16 protein-coding genes are annotated in these 16,431 nt (G+C 75.0%); 5 read left to right on the top strand and 11 right to left on the bottom strand.

Going from position 1 to position 16,431, the window contains the following annotated elements; all coding sequences use genetic code 11:
- Window positions 1-175: 175 nt before the first annotated feature.
- The 6 genes from dnaB to ACI8AK_RS19740 form a co-directional block, all read right to left on the bottom strand.
- On the bottom strand, window positions 176-1,540 hold the full coding sequence (dnaB, locus tag ACI8AK_RS19765; protein ID WP_456903469.1) for a replicative DNA helicase: 1,365 nt from the start codon (window positions 1,538-1,540) through the stop codon (window positions 176-178).
- 591 nt (window positions 1,541-2,131) lie between these two features.
- A complete protein-coding gene (gene rplI / locus ACI8AK_RS19760) occupies window positions 2,132-2,578 on the bottom strand; it encodes a 50S ribosomal protein L9 (RefSeq protein WP_456903468.1) in 447 nt (148 codons plus the stop codon).
- Between the two features lie 11 nt (window positions 2,579-2,589).
- Window positions 2,590-2,826, bottom strand: a complete 237-nt coding sequence (gene rpsR / locus ACI8AK_RS19755; protein ID WP_073422051.1) for a 30S ribosomal protein S18 — start codon at window positions 2,824-2,826, stop codon at window positions 2,590-2,592.
- Window positions 2,827-2,930: 104 nt separating this feature from the next.
- The gene (locus ACI8AK_RS19750) at window positions 2,931-3,416 is read right to left on the bottom strand and encodes a single-stranded DNA-binding protein (RefSeq protein WP_387988607.1); all 486 of its coding nucleotides are present in this window, start codon (window positions 3,414-3,416) and stop codon (window positions 2,931-2,933) included.
- 2 nt (window positions 3,417-3,418) lie between these two features.
- A complete protein-coding gene (gene rpsF, locus ACI8AK_RS19745; RefSeq protein WP_387988608.1) occupies window positions 3,419-3,706 on the bottom strand; it encodes a 30S ribosomal protein S6 in 288 nt (95 codons plus the stop codon).
- Between the two features lie 146 nt (window positions 3,707-3,852).
- Entirely contained in the window at window positions 3,853-4,929 is a 1,077-nt protein-coding gene (locus ACI8AK_RS19740) for a hypothetical protein (protein ID WP_456957650.1), read from the bottom strand.
- A 141-nt stretch (window positions 4,930-5,070) separates the two neighbouring features.
- On the opposite strand from ACI8AK_RS19740, the gene ACI8AK_RS19735 reads away from it, so the two are divergent.
- The gene (locus tag ACI8AK_RS19735) at window positions 5,071-5,886 is read left to right on the top strand and encodes a deoxyribonuclease IV (RefSeq protein ID WP_456957648.1); all 816 of its coding nucleotides are present in this window, start codon (window positions 5,071-5,073) and stop codon (window positions 5,884-5,886) included.
- On the opposite strand, the gene ACI8AK_RS19730 is transcribed toward ACI8AK_RS19735, so the two are convergent.
- The 3 genes from ACI8AK_RS19730 to ACI8AK_RS19720 all read right to left on the bottom strand — a co-directional run bounded on the left by ACI8AK_RS19730 (window position 5,883) and on the right by ACI8AK_RS19720 (window position 10,446).
- On the bottom strand, window positions 5,883-7,418 hold the full coding sequence (locus tag ACI8AK_RS19730) for a glycosyltransferase family 87 protein (protein ID WP_456957647.1): 1,536 nt from the start codon (window positions 7,416-7,418) through the stop codon (window positions 5,883-5,885). The two genes, ACI8AK_RS19735 and ACI8AK_RS19730, sit on opposite strands and share 4 nt — an antisense overlap.
- A 22-nt stretch (window positions 7,419-7,440) precedes the next feature.
- The gene (locus tag ACI8AK_RS19725; protein WP_456957645.1) at window positions 7,441-9,879 is read right to left on the bottom strand and encodes a transglycosylase domain-containing protein; all 2,439 of its coding nucleotides are present in this window, start codon (window positions 9,877-9,879) and stop codon (window positions 7,441-7,443) included.
- 156 nt (window positions 9,880-10,035) lie between these two features.
- The gene (locus tag ACI8AK_RS19720) at window positions 10,036-10,446 is read right to left on the bottom strand and encodes a DUF5318 family protein (RefSeq protein WP_387988613.1); all 411 of its coding nucleotides are present in this window, start codon (window positions 10,444-10,446) and stop codon (window positions 10,036-10,038) included.
- A 156-nt stretch (window positions 10,447-10,602) separates the two neighbouring features.
- On the opposite strand from ACI8AK_RS19720, the gene ACI8AK_RS19715 reads away from it, so the two are divergent.
- From ACI8AK_RS19715 to ACI8AK_RS19705, 3 genes are all read left to right on the top strand, one after another.
- A complete protein-coding gene (locus tag ACI8AK_RS19715) occupies window positions 10,603-11,199 on the top strand; it encodes a PadR family transcriptional regulator (protein ID WP_387988614.1) in 597 nt (198 codons plus the stop codon).
- 136 nt (window positions 11,200-11,335) lie between these two features.
- A complete protein-coding gene (locus ACI8AK_RS19710; protein WP_387988615.1) occupies window positions 11,336-12,415 on the top strand; it encodes an inositol-3-phosphate synthase in 1,080 nt (359 codons plus the stop codon).
- A 106-nt stretch (window positions 12,416-12,521) separates the two neighbouring features.
- Entirely contained in the window at window positions 12,522-13,280 is a 759-nt protein-coding gene (locus ACI8AK_RS19705; RefSeq protein WP_387988616.1) for a hypothetical protein, read from the top strand.
- 181 nt (window positions 13,281-13,461) lie between these two features.
- Here the strand turns inward: ACI8AK_RS19705 and ACI8AK_RS19700 are convergent, their stop codons facing one another.
- Window positions 13,462-14,112 (bottom strand): YqgE/AlgH family protein, encoded by a 651-nt coding sequence (locus ACI8AK_RS19700; RefSeq protein WP_387988617.1) that lies wholly within the window; start codon window positions 14,110-14,112, stop codon window positions 13,462-13,464.
- Between the two features lie 72 nt (window positions 14,113-14,184).
- Here ACI8AK_RS19700 and ACI8AK_RS19695 point away from each other — a divergent pair, with 72 nt between their 5' ends.
- On the top strand, window positions 14,185-15,471 hold the full coding sequence (locus ACI8AK_RS19695; RefSeq protein ID WP_456957643.1) for an MFS transporter: 1,287 nt from the start codon (window positions 14,185-14,187) through the stop codon (window positions 15,469-15,471).
- On the opposite strand, the gene ACI8AK_RS19690 is transcribed toward ACI8AK_RS19695, so the two are convergent.
- Complete coding sequence (locus ACI8AK_RS19690) at window positions 15,468-16,373, bottom strand: matrixin family metalloprotease (RefSeq protein ID WP_387988619.1); 906 nt, start codon at window positions 16,371-16,373, stop codon at window positions 15,468-15,470. The genes ACI8AK_RS19695 and ACI8AK_RS19690 overlap by 4 nt on opposite strands.
- Between the last annotated feature and the right edge of the window lie 58 nt (window positions 16,374-16,431).

Raw genomic sequence — 16,431 nt, 5'->3', positions numbered from 1 at the left:
GAGGCCGCGGCCTCGATCGCCTCGCGGGTGCGGACGTGGGTGCCGCGCCGGCAGAAGTCCTGGATCTCGTCGATCTCGTCGGTGGGGTCCGAGGTCCGGCGCGGCAGCGCCGCGGACGCACGGAGGGCCCGGGACCACGACGGTCCCGGGCCCTCCTGCGCATCGGCGCGGCCGGTCAGTTCGCCATGTCGACGAAGCGGCTGTAGTGGCCCTGGAAGGCGACGGTGACGTTGGCCGTCGGGCCGTTGCGGTGCTTGACCAGCATGATGTCGGCCTCGCCGGCCCGCGGGCTCTCCTTCTCGTACATGTCCTCGCGGTGGATCATCATGACCATGTCGGCGTCCTGCTCGATCGAGCCGGACTCACGGAGGTCCGACAGCATCGGCTTCTTGTCCTGACGCTGCTCGGACCCGCGGTTGAGCTGCGACATCGCGATGACCGGGACCTCGAGCTCCTTCGCCAGCAGCTTCAGCGCGCGGGAGAACTCCGAGACCTCCTGCTGGCGGCTCTCGACGCGCTTGCCCGACGTCATGAGCTGGAGGTAGTCGATGACCACGAGCTTGAGGTCGTTGCGCTGCTTGAGCCGCCGCGCCTTGGCCCGGATCTCCATCATCGTCATGTTGGGCGAGTCGTCGATGTAGAGCGGGGCGTCGGCCACCTCGCCCATCCGGCGGGCCAGCTTCGACCAGTCCTCGTCTGACAGCGTGCCGGCGCGCATGTGGTGCAGCGGCACCTTCGCCTCGGCCGACAGCAGACGCATGGTGATCTCGTGCTTGCTCATCTCGAGCGAGAAGATGACGGCCGGCATGTGGTGCTTGACGGTGGCCGACCGCGCGATGTCCAGACCCAGCGTCGACTTGCCCACACCGGGCCGGGCGGCGATGACGACCATCTGGCCCGCCTGCAGGCCGTTGGTCAGCTCGTCGAGGTCGCGGATGCCGGTGGGCACGCCGCGGGCGGTGCCGCCGCGGGAGGCGATGGCGTCGAGCTCGTCCATCGTCGGCTGCAGGACGTCCTCGAGGCGCGAGTAGTCCTCGCTCATCCGCTTCTCGGTGACCTCGTAGATCTCCTGCTGCGCGCGGTCGACGATGTCGTCGACGTCGCCCCGCCCACCGGCCGCGCCGTAGCCCAGCTGCACCACGCGGGTGCCGGCCTCGACCAGGCGGCGCAGGGTGGCCTGCTCGGCCACGATCTGGGCGTAGTAGCCCGCGTTGGCCGCCGTCGGCGTCGAGGCGATGAGCGTGTGCAGGTAGACCGCGCCGCCCATCTTGGACAGCTGGTCGGTGCGGTTGAGCTCCGCGGCGACGGTGATGGCGTCGGCCGGCTCACCCCGGCCGTACAGGTCGAGGATGCAGTCGTAGATCAGCTGGTGCGCCGGCCGGTAGAAGTCGTTGCCGGTCAGCTGCTCCACGACGTCGGCGATGGCGTCCTTGCTCATCAGCATGCCGCCCAGCACCGACTGCTCGGCCGCGACGTCCTGCGGCGGCTGCCGGTCGTACTCCGGCGCCGTCGCCTGCGGCCGGCTGAAGTCGTCGGCCACCGCCACCTGGGTACCTCCCTCTCTCGGGGCACGCGCGCGCGTACAGACCCCGGCCGCCCGGCCGGGGCCCGGTGGGGGAAGCACCAGGACGCCTCGCGTGCCGCTCGAACACGCGTTCGAGGACATCACTACCCGGAGCCACCGACAGTTCGCGGAGGTCCGGCGCAGGAGACGACGTTAGGAAGCGGGGACGGACCCGTCCAACACCCGTGTGGGCCGCGTTCTGCACAACTTGTGGACAAGTCGGTGGACAGCCGGAGTCGACATGTGGAGACGGGGAGGACACCGGCCCGTCGTGCCGCGGTCCCGCGGGCGTCACCTGCACCGCGGCCACCCACCGGCTGTGGACACGAGAAAGTCGGCGCGCCGGGGGCTCCGGGCGTGTCGTGTCGTCCCGTCCGGCGCAGCCGTCACAGCCGCCCGGCGGCCGGCCGGGATGCGTCCACGACGGCCGCCGTCCGGGGTGCGTCCGGCGCCGCCCCGCGCCGTCGGGGGGTCCGGGACGACGGAGGACGCGGTCCGGCCCCGGAGACGCCGCGAGGGGCGCCGGACGGGTGTCCGACGCCCCTCGCGGGCGGTGCTGCGGCCTCCTCAGCCGGCGACGACCTCGATGGGGAGGGTCGTCGTGACCTCCGGGTGCACCCGCACGGTGACGGTGTGCTTGCCGGTGGTCTTGATGCTGCTCGGCAGCTCGATGCGGCGGCGGTCCAGCTCCGGGCCGCCGGCGGCCGTGACGGCCGCGGCGACGTCGGCGGTGGTGACGCGGCCGAACAGGCGGCCGCCGTCGCCGGAGCGGGCGGGCACCCGGACGGTCAGGCCGGAGAGGCGGCCGGCCACGGCCTGGGCCTCCTCGAGCGACCGCACCTCGCGGGCGGCACGCGCCCGGCGCAGCGACTCGACCTGCTTCTCGGCACCGCGGGTGGCGACGATGGCCAGGCCGCGGGGCAGGAGGTAGTTGCGGCCGTAGCCGCCCTTGACCTCGACGGTGTCACCGGAGGACCCGAGACCGGTGACCTCCTGCGTCAGGATCAGCTTCATCGTGCTCATGGTCAGCGCGCCGTCGAGGTGTAGGGCAGCAGGGCCATCTCACGGCTGTTCTTGACGGCCGTGGCGACGTCCCGCTGGTGCTGGCTGCAGTTGCCGCTCACGCGGCGGGCACGGATCTTGCCGCGGTCGGAGATGAACTTCCGCAGCAGCGTCGTGTCCTTGTAGTCGATGTAGGTCGCCTTGTCCTTGCAGAACTGGCAGACCTTCTTCTTGGGCTTGCGCACGGGGGGCTTGGGCACTGGGTTCTCCAGGTACGGCTAGAGCGTGGTGAGGTGATGGACCGGCCCCCTCGCAGGGGCCCGCGCCGAGCGGAGCGAGGCGTGGGGAGCGAGGGGGTCCTTTCTCAGAAGGGCGGCTCGTCGGACGGGCCGGCGGGCGTCGACCACGGGTCGCTCGCGCCGCCGCCGAAACCGCCGCCACCGCCACCGCCGCCGAAACCGCCACCGCCGCCGCCACCCTCACCGCGGGAGGCCCGGGTGACCTTCGCGGTGGCGTAGCGCAGCGAGGGGCCGATCTCGTCGACCTCAAGCTCGACGACGGTGCGCTTCTCGCCCTCCTTCGTCTCGAACGAGCGCTGCTTGAGGCGCCCCGAGACGATGACCCGCGAACCGCGGGTGAGGGACTCGGCCACGTTCTCGGCCGCCTGCCGCCAGACGTTGCAGCGGAGGAACAGCGCCTCGCCGTCCTTCCACTCCTGCGACTGCCGGTCGAAGGTGCGCGGCGTCGAGGCGACCGTGAAGTTGGCGACCGCGGCCCCCGACGGCGTGAACCGCAGCTCCGGGTCGGAGGTCAGGTTGCCGATGACGGTGATGACGGTCTCGCCGGCCATGGTCAGTGGACCTCGGGCCGGAGCAGCTTGGTCCGCAGGACCGACTCGTTCAGGTTGAGCTGACGGTCGAGCTCGGCGACCGCGGCGGGCTCGGCCTGGATGTCGACGACGGCGTAGATGCCCTCGACGTGCTTCTTGATCTCGTAGGCCAGGCGGCGCCGGCCCCAGATCTCGGTCTTGACGGTGCCACCGGAGTTGGTGACGACGGTCAGGAACCGGTCGAGGGAGGGAGCGATCGTGCGCTCCTCCAGGTCGGGGTCGAGGATGACCATCAGTTCGTAGTGACGCACGGAGAACCCCACCTCCTCTGGTCTGGGCGGCTGCAGGACGTCTGCAGCAGGAGGGTCGTACACGCGTCGCGCGCCCTGCCTGCCTCGGACGGCACACGGGACGCGCCCCCCGAGGGTACCAGCGCGGCCGCCGGCCCCCGCCGGGGTCAGCGGGAGCGGACCGCCCGGGAGGTGCGGACCAGCGCGGCCGTGCTGCCGGCCAGCGCGACGACGGCGACCGGCGCGGCGGGCGGCAGGGCCGGGCCGGACGGGGCGCCGTCGGCGCTCACCGTGCTGCTCTCCTCGTCGAGCGCGCCGCCGTCGAGCCCGCCGAGCCCGCCGGAGACCGGCACCGCGGCACCGTCGTGGCCGCCGGCGACCCCGCCGGAGCCGTCGGTGCCGCCGCTGCCGGACGCGGTGCCCGACGGGGAGCCGGCCAGCCGCGACGGGTCGAAGGCCGCGGACCCGCCGCCGGAGGGCGCCATCCGCGCCGCGCCGCCGCCGAGGTCGTAGGAGTAGGCGTCGCCGTCGACCCCCCGGGCGGCCGCGGGGGCCTCCGGGGCGGCGGCCGGGGCCTGCGGCGCGGTGGGGCCGGTGGGGGCCGGGGCCGGGAGCGACGGGAGGGAGGGCAGCGGGACGTCGACGGTCGGCAGCCGCGGCAGGCCGACCGAGGGCAGGTCCGGCAGCGGCAGCAGCGTGGTGACGAGGAACGGCGTCGGGACGCCGATCTGCACCGTCGTCTGCCGGCCGTCGTAGGTGACCGGCTGGGTCTGCGGCAGCGTGCTCAGCGCCCGGGTGGTGACGGTGTTCAGCGCGCTCCCGACGATCGAGGCGTTCGGGACGACGACCCGGTACGTGTAGGTGATCGTGCAGGTGAGGCACGTGGTGTCGAAGCGCTCGGTGACGCCGGCGTCCTCCGGCAGCGGCTCCGGGCCCGAGGGCAGGCCCAGCGTGACGTCGGTGAACACCTGCACGGTGACCAGCGAGGGCAGCAGCCCGCCGCCGCCGACCTGCACCGTCTTCGGCTCGATCCGGTTGGTGAAGGTGACCGTCCCGCCGGGGTCGACCGACACCAGCGGCGGGGTGAGGTCGCGGATGTCGACGGTGGCCGACGGGGCGGCGCCCGCGGCGGGCGGCAGCAGGACCGCGCCGCCCAGGACGGCGGCCACCACGAGCGCGAGCGCGGCCAGGAACCGCCGCGCGGCCCGCCGCGTCGTGCCGGTGGCCGCCGTCCCCGTCGTCATCCCCTGCGTCCCCTCCGCCCGCGTCCCCGTGTCACGGCGCACGCCACCACCCGCGCGTGTCCGCCGCCACGTGTCCCAACGAGGACGTGACCTGCGCGATACGGGTGGGTCCCCGTCCGGGGCGGAACTACTGTCGCCGGGGTGGCGGAGCACCCGATCGGCGTACACGTCGGCCCCGGCCTGACCGAGGACAACAAGCTGGACGCGGGCGGGCCGCTGGCCCGGGCCGCGGAGATGGACGCCGACGGCGTGCAGGTCTTCCTCGGCGACCCGCAGGGCTGGAAGGCGCCGCCGCCGCGCCCGGACGCCGAGGACCTGCTGGCCTCCGACGTCGCCGTCTTCGTGCACGCGCCGTACGTGCTCAACGTGGCCTCGACCAACAACCGGATCCGCATCCCGAGCCGCAAGACCCTCGCGGTGCACGCGCGGGCGGCGGCGGCGATCGGCGCCCGCGGGATGGTCGTGCACGGGGGCCACGTGCTCGCCAAGGACGACCCGGCCGCCGGGTTCGACAACTGGCGCAAGACGTTCGCGCGGCAGGCCGAGGACGGCGGCTTCCCGCTGCCGCTGCTCATCGAGAACACCGCCGGCGGCGACAACGCGATGGCCCGCGAGCTCGGCGCGGTGGCCCGGCTGTGGGACGCCGTCGGGGAGTTCGGCGCGGGCTTCGTGCTCGACACCTGCCACGCCTGGGCCGCCGGCTGGGACCTCGCCACCGCCGTCGCCGACGTCCGTTCGACCACCGGCCGGGTCGACCTCGTGCACCTCAACAACAGCCGCGACCCGCACGGCTCGGGCCGCGACCGGCACGCGCCGCTGACCGAGGGGGAGATCCCGCTGGAGCTGCTGCTCGAGGTCGCACGCGCCGCCGACTGCCCCGTCGTCCTGGAGACGCCCGGGGACGCCGCCGCGCACGCCGAGGAGGTCGCGCTCGTCCGCGCGGCGCTGCGCGGCTAGGCGGGCACCCGCCGGCGCAGGGTGAGCCGGTCGGGGGCGCCGTCCAGCGGGCCGCCGGCCGGGTCGTCGACGCCGGGCCAGCTGGTGCGGACGACGTCGCCGTCGGGGTGCAGCACGTCGCGGACGACCAGGCCCATGAGCACGACGACGGCGAGGTCCCGCACGGTCACCGCGAGGAAGAACCACTCGACGCCGACGCCGCGGTCCTCGGTGCCGAGGTACCAGAGCATCCGCACCACCCAGAGCACCGCCTCGGCGGCCTGCCAGAGCAGCAGCGAGCGCCAGCGCGGCCGGGCCAGCACCGCCAGCGGCAGCAGCCACAGCGAGTACTGCGGGCTCCACACCTTGGTGACCAGCAGGAACGCCGCGACCAGCAGGAAGGCGACCTGGGCCACGCGCGGCCGCACCGGGGCGCGCAGCACCAGCCAGCCCAGGCCGGCGCAGACCAGCAGCACGCAGACCGCGACGACGGTGTTGAGCAGCACCGGCGGCGTCCCCTCGGGCAGCGGGCCGTCGAGGAACCGCCCGTCGGAGGCGGTGATCAGGATGTTCCAGATGCTGTCCGGGTCGGCCGGGCGGGCGGTGTTGAGCCGGAAGAACAGCGACCAGTTCTCCGGCGCGAGCAGCGCCACCGGCAGGTCGACGGCGAGCCACGCGGCACCGGCGGCGACGGCGGCGCGCAGCCACTCGCGCACGCGCCCGGCCCGAAGGCACAGCAGGAACAGCGCCCCGAGCAGCAGCAGCGGGTAGAACTTCGCGGCGACACCGAGGCCGAGCAGCACGCCGGCGAGCACCGGCCGGCTGCGCGCCCACGCCCACAGCCCGCCGGTGGCCAGCGCGACGGCGAACAGGTCCCAGTTCGTGAAGGCGTGCACGAGCAGCAGCGGGGACAGCCCGACCATCGCGGCGTCCCACGGCCGGTGCCCGGCCAGCGCCAGCACCTCCCGGACGAGGAGGAACGCGCACAGGGTCAGCAGCAGGCAGGTCGCCACGTAGTAGGCCTGCACGGGCGGGACCTGCGGCAGGAGACCGGCCGCCGTCGCGAGGTCGCCGTAGGCCCGCCCGAGCAGCGCGGCCAGGGCCGTGAAGGCGCCGGTGAGCACCGGGTACTCGACGGCCGAGTCGAGGTAGGGGACCGCGGCGGCGTCCAGGCCGTGCAGCGTGAACAGCGGGACGGTGTCGGAGTAGCAGAAGTGGGTGTACTGCACCGACCCGGCCCAGTTGCCGTCGGCGCAGGGCGCCTGCTTGAGCCACGCGGCCGCCAGGACCACGGTGGCGTAGAGCAGGCAGATCCGCAGCGGCGTCCAGAACAGCGCCCGGCCGGTCACCGCGTGCCGCCCCCACGGCCCGCCCACCGCCTCGCTGGCCTGCGCGGCGACCGGGTCCGACCACGTCGGCACCACCCGGTCGGGCCGCCCCGCGGGCACCGGTGGCGGGGCCGCCGGTGCCGGGGCCGCGGACGCCGGAGACGCCGCGGGCCCGTCCGCCGGCTGGTCGGCCGGGGCGGACGGGCCCGTGGGGGAGGAGCTCACCCGGTCAGTCTGCCGGGTGGGGTCAGCCGGTCAGCTGGGGCTGCTGCGCGGTCGTGGGTGCCGGCTGACCGGGTTGCGTCGGCGGCCCGGTCGGCTGGCCGCCCGCCGAGGGAGGGGTGACGGGCGACGGCGGCGGGGTCGGCACCGTGGGCACCGACGGGTCGTTCGGCTCCTCCTCGGTCGTCCCGTCGTCCGGCGGCGCGGTCTCCGTCGGCGTGGCCGGGGTGGTGGGCGTCGGCTCCGTCGGCGGCGCGGACTGCGTCGTCGGCGCGGACTGCGTCGTCGGAGCCGCCTGGGTCTCCGGCGCCGGGACGCCCTCGCCCGTGTCCCCGCGGATGACCGGCCGGTCGGGCAGGTCCTCCTCCGGGGTGCCGGCGAGCACGGTGTCCATGAACTCCTGCCAGATGGCGCCCGGCAGGCCGGAGCCGTAGATGATCGCGCCGTCGGAGTTGCGGATCGGCTGGTAGCCGTCGGTGCCCATCCACACCGCCGTCGACAGCGACGGGGTGTAGCCGACCATCCAGGCGTCGGAGTTGTCGTCGGCGTCGATGCCCTGCGTGCCGGTCTTGGACGCCACCTCGCGGCCGTCGTCGAGCGCCCGGCGCGAGTACTGGGCGACGCCCTCGAGCGCGAAGGTGGTGTCGTTCGCGACGTCCTCGCTCATGACCCGCTCACCGGCCGGGGCGCCGTTCTCCAGCAGGACGGTGCCCTCGCTGTCGGTGACCCGGCTGACGAAGAACGCGTCGTGCCGCACGCCGCCGCTGGCGAAGGTGGCGAAGCCGACGGCCTGGTCGATCGGGCGCATCTCGTACTCGCCGATGCCGATCGAGGAGCCGGTGACCCCGGACTCGGGGGCGGCCAGCGTCGTCTTGTCGTCGAGCAGCGAGCCGGTGGCCGGCCAGGTCTCGGGCATGCCGGTCGCGGCCAGCGCCGTCTCGCGGACGTTCTCCGGGCCCACCTCGTAGGCCAGCCCGTAGAACGTCGTGTTCAGCGAGCGGGTCATCGCCTCGACCAGGGTGCAGGCCGGGCAGGAGGCGCCGCCGGAGTTGCGCACCGGGGCGTCGCGGTCGGGGAAGGTCTGCGGCGAGCTGCCGTCCCGGCGCGAGGTGACGCTGATCCCCTGGTCGAGCGCGGTGGCCAGCACGTAGGGCTTCATCGACGAGCCGGGCTGGCGGCGGGCCTGCGCGTAGTCGACCGCGCCCTCACCGGCGCCGATGTCACCGCCGTAGTAGGCGCGCACCCCACCGGTCCGCGGGTCGACGGCGACCAGCGCCTGGCGCAGCGTCTCCCGCGGCTCGCCGTCCATGACCTCGTTCACCGCGGCCAGCGCCGCGTCCTGGGTGGCCTTGTCGACGGTCGTGGTGATCCGCAGGCCGCCGGCCTGGATCTGCTCCTCGGTGTAGCCGCGCGCCTCGAGCTCGGAGATCGCCTGCGACACGACCAGGCCCTCGGGGCCGGTCGGGGTCCCCAGGGACGAGGACTGCGGCTTGGGCAGCACCGGCGGGTAGACCGACGCGTCGCGGTCGGCCTGCGTCATCCAGCCCTCCTCGACCATCGCGTCGAGGACCAGCCCCCAGCGGTCCTGCGCGCCCTCCGGGTTGGACTCGGGGTCGTAGGAGCTGGGGCTGCGGATCTGGACGGCGAGCACGGCGCCCTGCTGCGGGGTCAGCTGGGCGGCCGGTACGCCGAAGAAGGTGTTGGCCGCCGCCTCGATGCCGTAGGCGCCGCGGCCGAAGTAGATGGTGTTGAGGTAGTTCTCGAGGATCTCGTCCTTCGAGTGGTTGTTGTCCAGCTTGATCGCCAGGAACAGCTCCTGGAACTTGCGGCTGAACGTCTGGTCGGAGTTCTGCAGGATGGCGTTCTTCACGTACTGCTGCGTGATGGTGGAGCCGCCCTGCGTCGAGCCGCCGGTGAGGTTGTTCCACGCCGCCCGGACGATGCCGGTGAAGGAGATGCCCGGGTCGGAGTAGAAGTTCCGGTTCTCCGCGGCGAGCACCGCGTTGCGCGCGGCCTCCGAGACCTGGTCGAGCGTGACGTCCCGCCGGTTGGTGTCGCCGAGGCGGGCCATCTCGGTGGTGCCGTCGGCGTAGTACACGACCGTCGTCTGCGACCGCTGCACCGAGCTCGGGTCGGGCACCTCGGTGGTCGCGTAGACGACGCCGACGAAGACACCGAGCAGCACCAGTAGGCCGAGCAGGGTGCCGAGGGCGACCTTCAGCCGGCGGCGGCGCCGCTGCTTCTTCGTGCGCGCCTTCTTGCCGCCGCCGGGCTTGCCGCCCGCGGGACGTGCACCGGTGGGCCGGGAGCCGCCGGGACGCGAGCCGCCGGAGCCCCCCGACCGCGTGGCCGTCGGGCGGCCGCGGCCGGCGGATCCGGAGCCACCGGTCGCCCGGGCGGCCGGCGGGCGCCGCGGCGGGCCGCCGGACGGCCCGACCGGCGTGGTCTCGTCGTGGGGAGGCACCAGGCAGCCCCTCCTCGGGTGTCGGTGGGCGGATCGGGTCCGGCCCAGCGTGGCGTCGTTGGCTGTGGTGACCGGGGAGGACGCGCAGGCGCACCGTCCTCCCGGGACGGGTGTGACGGACGGGTCCGCCGGTGTGCAACCGTGCGCCCGGCGGTCCTAGTCCGTGGCAGCGCGGCGGCGCCGGCGCGGCTGCCGCCCCGGCTCGGGCTCGTTCCCGAGCACGTAGGAGCAGTCCAGGTGGTTCCACCCGCACCCGCGGCACACCTCGACGGTGTACACGGAGAACTCCTCCTGCATGGCGTCCATCCGGGCGAGTTCCGCCTCGGTCTTCGCCTGCCCGGACACGTGGCCCAGCCCCTCACCGTAGACGTAGTTGACCAACGTCAGGCGCTCGCGGCGGCAGACCGGGCACGGGTCGTCGGTCTGCTCGCCGTGGTACCTCGCGGCGCGGGTGAGGTAGGGGCTGGCGTCGCAGACCTCGAACAGCCCGGTGCGGCCGGCGTGCACGTCCGCCAGGACGGCCCGCCTCTGCAGCGAGTAGTCGACGACGGAGCGACGTCCGGGCACGGCCGTCAATGTACGCAGGTCCGCCGGCGCCCGGGCCCGTCGTCACCCCGTGTGCGCGCGCTCCGCGAGTGGAGGAGGGGCCTCGGGTTGCCGACCGGATCACCTCCCGATGTATCGTCTCGATACATCGAACGGCAGGGGCCGACGGGGGGCGAGATGCTCGAGTTCGCCATCCTCGGACTGCTGCAGCAGTCCCCGATGCACGGCTACGAGCTGCGGAAACGGCTCGCGGAGGTGCTGGGGGGCCTGCGCAGCATCTCCTACGGCTCGCTGTATCCCGCGCTGAAGCGGTTGCACGCGGCCGGGTTCGTCACCACCGACGAGTCCGACCGGCGCGCGCCGCTCCCGGCCGACGCACCGCCGCTCACCGGCCGGCGCGGGAAGGTGGTCTACACGATCACCGCGGAGGGCAAGGAGCGCTTCGCGGAGCTGGTCAGCCAGGCCGGTCCCGAGGCGTACGACGACGGCAGGCTCTTCGGCGTCCACCTCGCCTTCTTCCGGCACACCGCCGCCGACGTGCGGCTGCGCATCCTCGAGGGGCGCCGCCGCACGGTCGAACGGCAGCGTGACGGCCTGCGGTCCTCACTGGCGCGGACCCGCGAACGGCTCGACCGCTACACGCTGGAACTGCAACGCCACGGCCTGGACTCGGTCGACCGGGAGGTGCGCTGGCTGTCGGAGCTCATCGACAGCGAGCGGCGCCGGCCCGAGCCGGGGCCCGGCGGTGAGCGCCCGCCGCCCGGCGAGGGGTGAGGCCGCCCCCGGGCGGGACCCACCCCAGCGACACCGCACAACAGGCACCACGGCTGTCCAGCTCGACCGGCAGCCACCGCCAGGACCGGAACGGTCCCGCGACACGGACCACCCGGTCCAGGGAGAGAGGAAACCCATGGGAGCTGTCAAGGTCGCCATCGTGGGCGTCGGCAACTGCGCCGCCTCGCTGGTTCAGGGGGTGCACTACTACCGCGACGCCGACGAGACCACCTCGGTCCCGGGCCTCATGCACGTCCGCTTCGGCGAGTACCACGTCTCGGACGTGCAGTTCGTCGCGGCGTTCGACGTGGACGCCAAGAAGGTCGGCCGTGACCTCTCCGAGGCCATCGTCGCCAGCGAGAACAACACCATCAAGATCACCGACGTCCCGCCGCTGGGCGTCACCGTGCAGCGCGGCACCACCCTCGACGGCCTGGGCAAGTACTACCGGGCCACCATCGAGGAGTCCGACGAGCAGCCGGTCGACGTCGTCGCGGCGCTGCGGGAGTCCGGCGCCGACGTCCTCGTCTGCTACCTGCCGGTCGGCTCGCAGCAGGCCGCGGAGTTCTACGCGCAGGCCGCCCTCGACGCCGGCGTCGCGTTCGTCAACGCCCTGCCGGTGTTCATCGCCGGGACGAAGGAGTGGGCGGACAAGTTCACCGCCGCCGGCGTCCCGATCGTCGGCGACGACATCAAGAGCCAGGTCGGCGCGACCATCACCCACCGGGTGCTCGCCAAGCTGTTCGAGGACCGCGGCGTGCAGCTCGACCGCACGATGCAGCTGAACGTCGGCGGCAACATGGACTTCAAGAACATGCTCGAGCGCGAGCGCCTGGAGTCCAAGAAGATCTCCAAGACCCAGGCCGTCACCAGCCAGGTCGACCGCGACATGGGCACCGACAACGTGCACATCGGCCCGTCGGACCACGTGCCGTGGCTGTCGGACCGCAAGTGGGCCTACGTCCGCCTGGAGGGCCGCGCGTTCGGTGACGTCCCGCTGAACCTGGAGTACAAGCTCGAGGTCTGGGACTCCCCGAACTCGGCCGGCATCATCATCGACGCCGTCCGCGCGGCGAAGATCGCCAAGGACCGCGGGATCGGCGGCCCGATCCTGTCGGCGTCGTCGTACTTCATGAAGTCCCCGCCGGTGCAGTACAGCGACAGCGAGGCCCGCGACGCCGTCGAGGCCTTCATCCGCGGCGAGGTGGAGCGCTGACGCGCTGACCGCGTCCCGCAAGCCGGCAGGCCCGTCCCCCGACCCGGGGGGCGGGCCTGCGGCCTGTCGGGGGCCCGGTGCCGCCGGGCTGCCTACGCTGACCGCCATGCCGCGCCGCCTGCTCGCGATCGCGCTGGTCCTGCTGGCGGTCCTGCTGGCCGGGTGCTCGGACGACCCCGCCGACCGGCAGCCCGGCGACCCGGTGACCGCCGAGGAGGCCGAGGTGCTCGCCGGCCTGCTGGCGCGGGACGCGGAGGAGGGTGGCGCCGACGTCGAGGTCGCCGCGCCCTTCGGCGACGGCGGCCTGCTGCGCCTCACCGGCGAGGTCGACCTCACCGGCTCCGCCGGCCGGGCGCAGGCGGTGACCACCTACGGCGACGGGCGCCCCGACGACACCCGCACGCTGTTCTTCACCCGGGACCGCATCTGGTTCGGCGACGTCCCCGGGCTGGCGGACGCCCTCGCCGCCGCGGGCCTGCCCGACGTCCCGTTCGTCAGCCGCCCGCTGGCGACCGGGCCCGACGCGGTGCCGCTGACCGACGTCCTCGTGACCGTGGTGCTCAACCTGGGCGCCCCCGAGGCCGACGACGCCGCCGCCTTCCGCGGCGGCGAGCACACCTGGGAGGGTCAGCGCTCGGTCGACCGCCGGCTGGCCACGGTGTACGCGGCCGACGCCGGCTGGACGGTCACCGTGGACGACGGAACCGGCCTGCTGCTGCAGTACGTGACCCCGCTGCCCGGGCAGGACACCGAGGTCACGGTGACGCTGTCGGACCACGGGCCGCGGACGATCGCCCTGCCGGAGGACGGGCAGACGGTGGACGCGACATCGCACCCGGAGGTCGCGGCGGCGGTCGGGATCTGACGGAGGACCTCGCCGCCCCACTCGCGGGCTCGCGGCGGGACCCTGCGGGGAGGCCGCTCCGGCACCTCACCGGGGCCGGGCACGGAAGAGGGGGCGGCCTCTTCCCCAGACCGCCCCCTCCGAGGTCATTCCTACCAGACCTCGCCGGGGCGCGCGCCCCGGACCGCGCTCCCGCGGCGTGTCAGTTCGCGGAGGGGTCGGCCGGTGCCGTGGACAGGACCGCCAGGCGGCCGGTCTGCCGGGCGAGGACCGCGCGCCACAGCTGCGGTCCGGACAGCTCGCTGAGCACGTCGCCCGGGGTGCCGGGCACGCACGCCCAGGCACCCTCGGCGACCTCGGCGGCCAGCTGGCCGGGCGACCAGCCCGCGTAGCCGGCGAACACCCGCAGGCCGGACAGGCCGCTCTCCAGGGTTCCCGGGTCGGCGTCGAGGTCGACGAGGTGGACGTCGCCGGCCACCCGCCGCAGCCCCTCGACCTCACCGGCCGCGCCGGGGGCGCTGGCCAGGCACAGCGCGGTGTCGGTCTCGCACGGGCCGCCGACGTGGAAGACGCCCGGCTCGACGGCGAGGTCGCACCAGCCGGGCAGCACGTCGCGGATCTCGACCTGGCTGGGCCGGCCGAGGACGACGCCGAGCGTGCCGCTGTCGTTGTGGTCGAGCACGTAGACCACGGTGCCGGCGAAGTTCGGGTCGGTCAGCCCGGGCATGGCCACGAGCAGCGAGCCGGGGACGACGTCGTCGAGGGTGCCGGTGGACAGCCGCGGCACCGGCGGACGCCGTCGGCCCGTGACCCGCCGGGTGGGCGGGCCGGACTCGGGTTCGGGTGAGGGCACCGGAGACATCCCGTCCAGTGTGCAACAGTCCGGGCCCCGGGGGAGGGCGGGCGCGCACCGTAGGGTGAGCCGGTGACGCGGGCCGCTGCGACCGTGCGGCTCCTGCTCGGCCGGGAGGACTTCCGCCGGCTGCTGGCCACCCGGCTCCTGGCGCAGTTCGGCGACGGCGTCTTCCAGGCATCGCTCGCCGGGAGCGTGCTGTTCAACCCGCAGCGGGCCACCGATCCGCTCGCCGTCGCCGCCGGGTTCGCGGTCCTGCTGCTGCCCTACTCGGTGCTGGGCCCCTTCGCCGGCGTCTGGCTGGACCGGTGGAGCCGCCGGCAGGTGCTGGTGCACGCCGACGTGCTGCGCGCGGGCCTGGTCGCCGTCGTCGCGGCGCTCGTGGTCACCGGGGCCGGCGGCCTGCCGCTCGCCGTCGCGGGGCTCGCCGTCTTCTCCGTCACCCGGTTCGTGCTGGCGGCGCTGTCGGCCGGGCTGCCGCACACCGCCGACGCCGGTGCGCTGGTGACGGCCAACGCGCTGTCGACGACCTCGGGGGCGGTGGCGACCGTCGTCGGCGGGGCGGCCGCGGTCGGCCTGCTGCAGATGGCCCCGGCCGGGGACGCCGGCTACGCGGCCGTGACGCTGTCCGCGGCGCTGCCCTACCTCGCGGCCGCGGCGGCCGTGGCGGGCTTCTCCCGGGCGCACCTGGGTCCCGACACCGCCACCCGGTCGGCCCGGCTCACGGCCCGGCAGGTGCTGCGCGGCATGGCCGACGGCGTCCGGGACGTGGCCGCGCACCCGCCGGCGACGGCGGCGCTGGTGGCCGTCTCGGGGCACCGGGTCTGCTACGGCGTGCTGACGCTGGTGTCGCTGCTGCTGTACCGCGGCCCGCTGGCGGAGGGGTCGGGGCCGCTGTTCCCGGGCGGGCTGGTCGGCCTGGGGCAGGTGGTGGGCGCCGGGGCGGTGGGCACGCTGCTCGCGGCGCTGGTCACCCCGGCCGCGGTGCGCCGGCTGGGCCGCCGCCGGTGGACGGCGTCGCTGCTCGTGGCAGGCGCGGTGCTGCAGCCGCTGCTCGGGCTGACCCTCGCGCCGCCGGGGATCGTGGCCGGCGGGTTCGTGCTCGGCTTCGTCGCCCAGGGCGTGAAGGTGTGCGTCGACACGACGCTGCAGGAGGTGCTCGCCGACGACGTCCGCGGGCGGGTGTTCTCCGTCTACGACACCCTGGTCAACGTCACCTACGTCGCCGCGCTCGTGGCCGGGGCACTGGTGCTGCCGGCCTCGGGGGTCTCGGTGCCGGCGCTGGTCGCCGTCGGCGCCGTGTACGGGCTGACCGCCGTGGCGTTCCTGCGGCGCGGCGCGGAGCCGGCGCGGGTCTAGAGGTCCGGCTCGCAGGCGCCGCGGCCCAGCTGCGCCAGGCCGGCGAGGTCGCCGGGGCCGAAGTCCACCTGGCCGTCGTTGCGCGGGGCCATGAGCTCGGCCGGGTCGTCGACGTGGTCCAGGCCCAGCACGTGCCCGAACTCGTGCATGAGGACGGCGCGCACCGCGGCCCGGCCCTCGGGGGACCCCGCGGCGCCACCGGCCCAGCCGGCGTCGATGGTCACCGCGCCGGTGACGAACACCCACGGCCCGCCGGCCGCGGCGGCCGCCTGGCTGCCGCCCAGGCCGGCCACGGTGCCCCCGAGGCCGGGCACCTCCTCCGGGGTGGCCCAGCTGACCAGGACCGGCGCCCAGCGGTCGCCGTAGCGGCCGGGCTGGTACACCGCCCGGTCGTCGGTGTACCCCTCGTCGGTGGTGCCGTCGGAGACGAACCGCAGGCCGGTGGCGGCCGACACCCGGGCCAGCGCCTCCTCGACCAGCCCGGCGGCGCCCGGCGGCGCGCCGTCGGGCCGCATGACCCAGTGGACCGGGCGGCACGGGTCGTAGGCGACCGGAGTGACGCCGTCGGCCTGGTGCTCGACGAACTCGAAGGTGCCGCCGACCGGGGCCGGCGGCGGCGTGCCGAGCGGGGAGCCCGCCGCCTCGCGCCCGGGCGTGGGCCGGTCCACCGGGACCGCGGGGCTGGCGGCCACGGCGGAGCCGGAGGAGGACTCCCAGGGCCACGGGCGCGGGCCGGCCAGGACCGCGGCGCCCAGGCCGAGCGCGAGCACCAGGACGACGGCCAGCACCCCGCGGACGGCGGGGGAGCGGCGGCGCGGGGGCGGCGGCCCGCCCTCCCAGGCGCGCCACGGCAGCGGGTCGGCGGGGCGGCCGGCCGTCTGGTCGAGCACCCACTGCGGCACGCGTCCGGTGGGCGAGGCGGGGAGGCCGGGCGGCGGCTCCGAGGGCCACCCCGGGGGC

This window comes from Geodermatophilus sp. SYSU D00867, assembly GCF_054050315.1.
Note: the sequence above shows the minus strand (reverse complement) of the source record. Positions and strands in the feature narration are given on the sequence as shown.

Bases quoted from the DNA above. Each gene is read 5' to 3' on its own strand.
- ACI8AK_RS19740 (WP_456957650.1), bottom strand. From the start codon at position 4,929: ATGACGACGGGGACGGCGGCCACCGGCACGACGCGGCGGGCCGCGCGG.
- ACI8AK_RS19750 (WP_387988607.1), bottom strand. From the start codon at position 3,416: ATGGCCGGCGAGACCGTCATCACCGTCATCGGCAACCTGACCTCCGAC.
- ACI8AK_RS19715 (WP_387988614.1), top strand. From the start codon at position 10,603: ATGCTCGAGTTCGCCATCCTCGGACTGCTGCAGCAGTCCCCGATGCAC.
- rplI (WP_456903468.1), bottom strand. From the start codon at position 2,578: ATGAAGCTGATCCTGACGCAGGAGGTCACCGGTCTCGGGTCCTCCGGT.
- ACI8AK_RS19705 (WP_387988616.1), top strand. From the start codon at position 12,522: ATGCCGCGCCGCCTGCTCGCGATCGCGCTGGTCCTGCTGGCGGTCCTG.
- ACI8AK_RS19710 (WP_387988615.1), top strand. From the start codon at position 11,336: ATGGGAGCTGTCAAGGTCGCCATCGTGGGCGTCGGCAACTGCGCCGCC.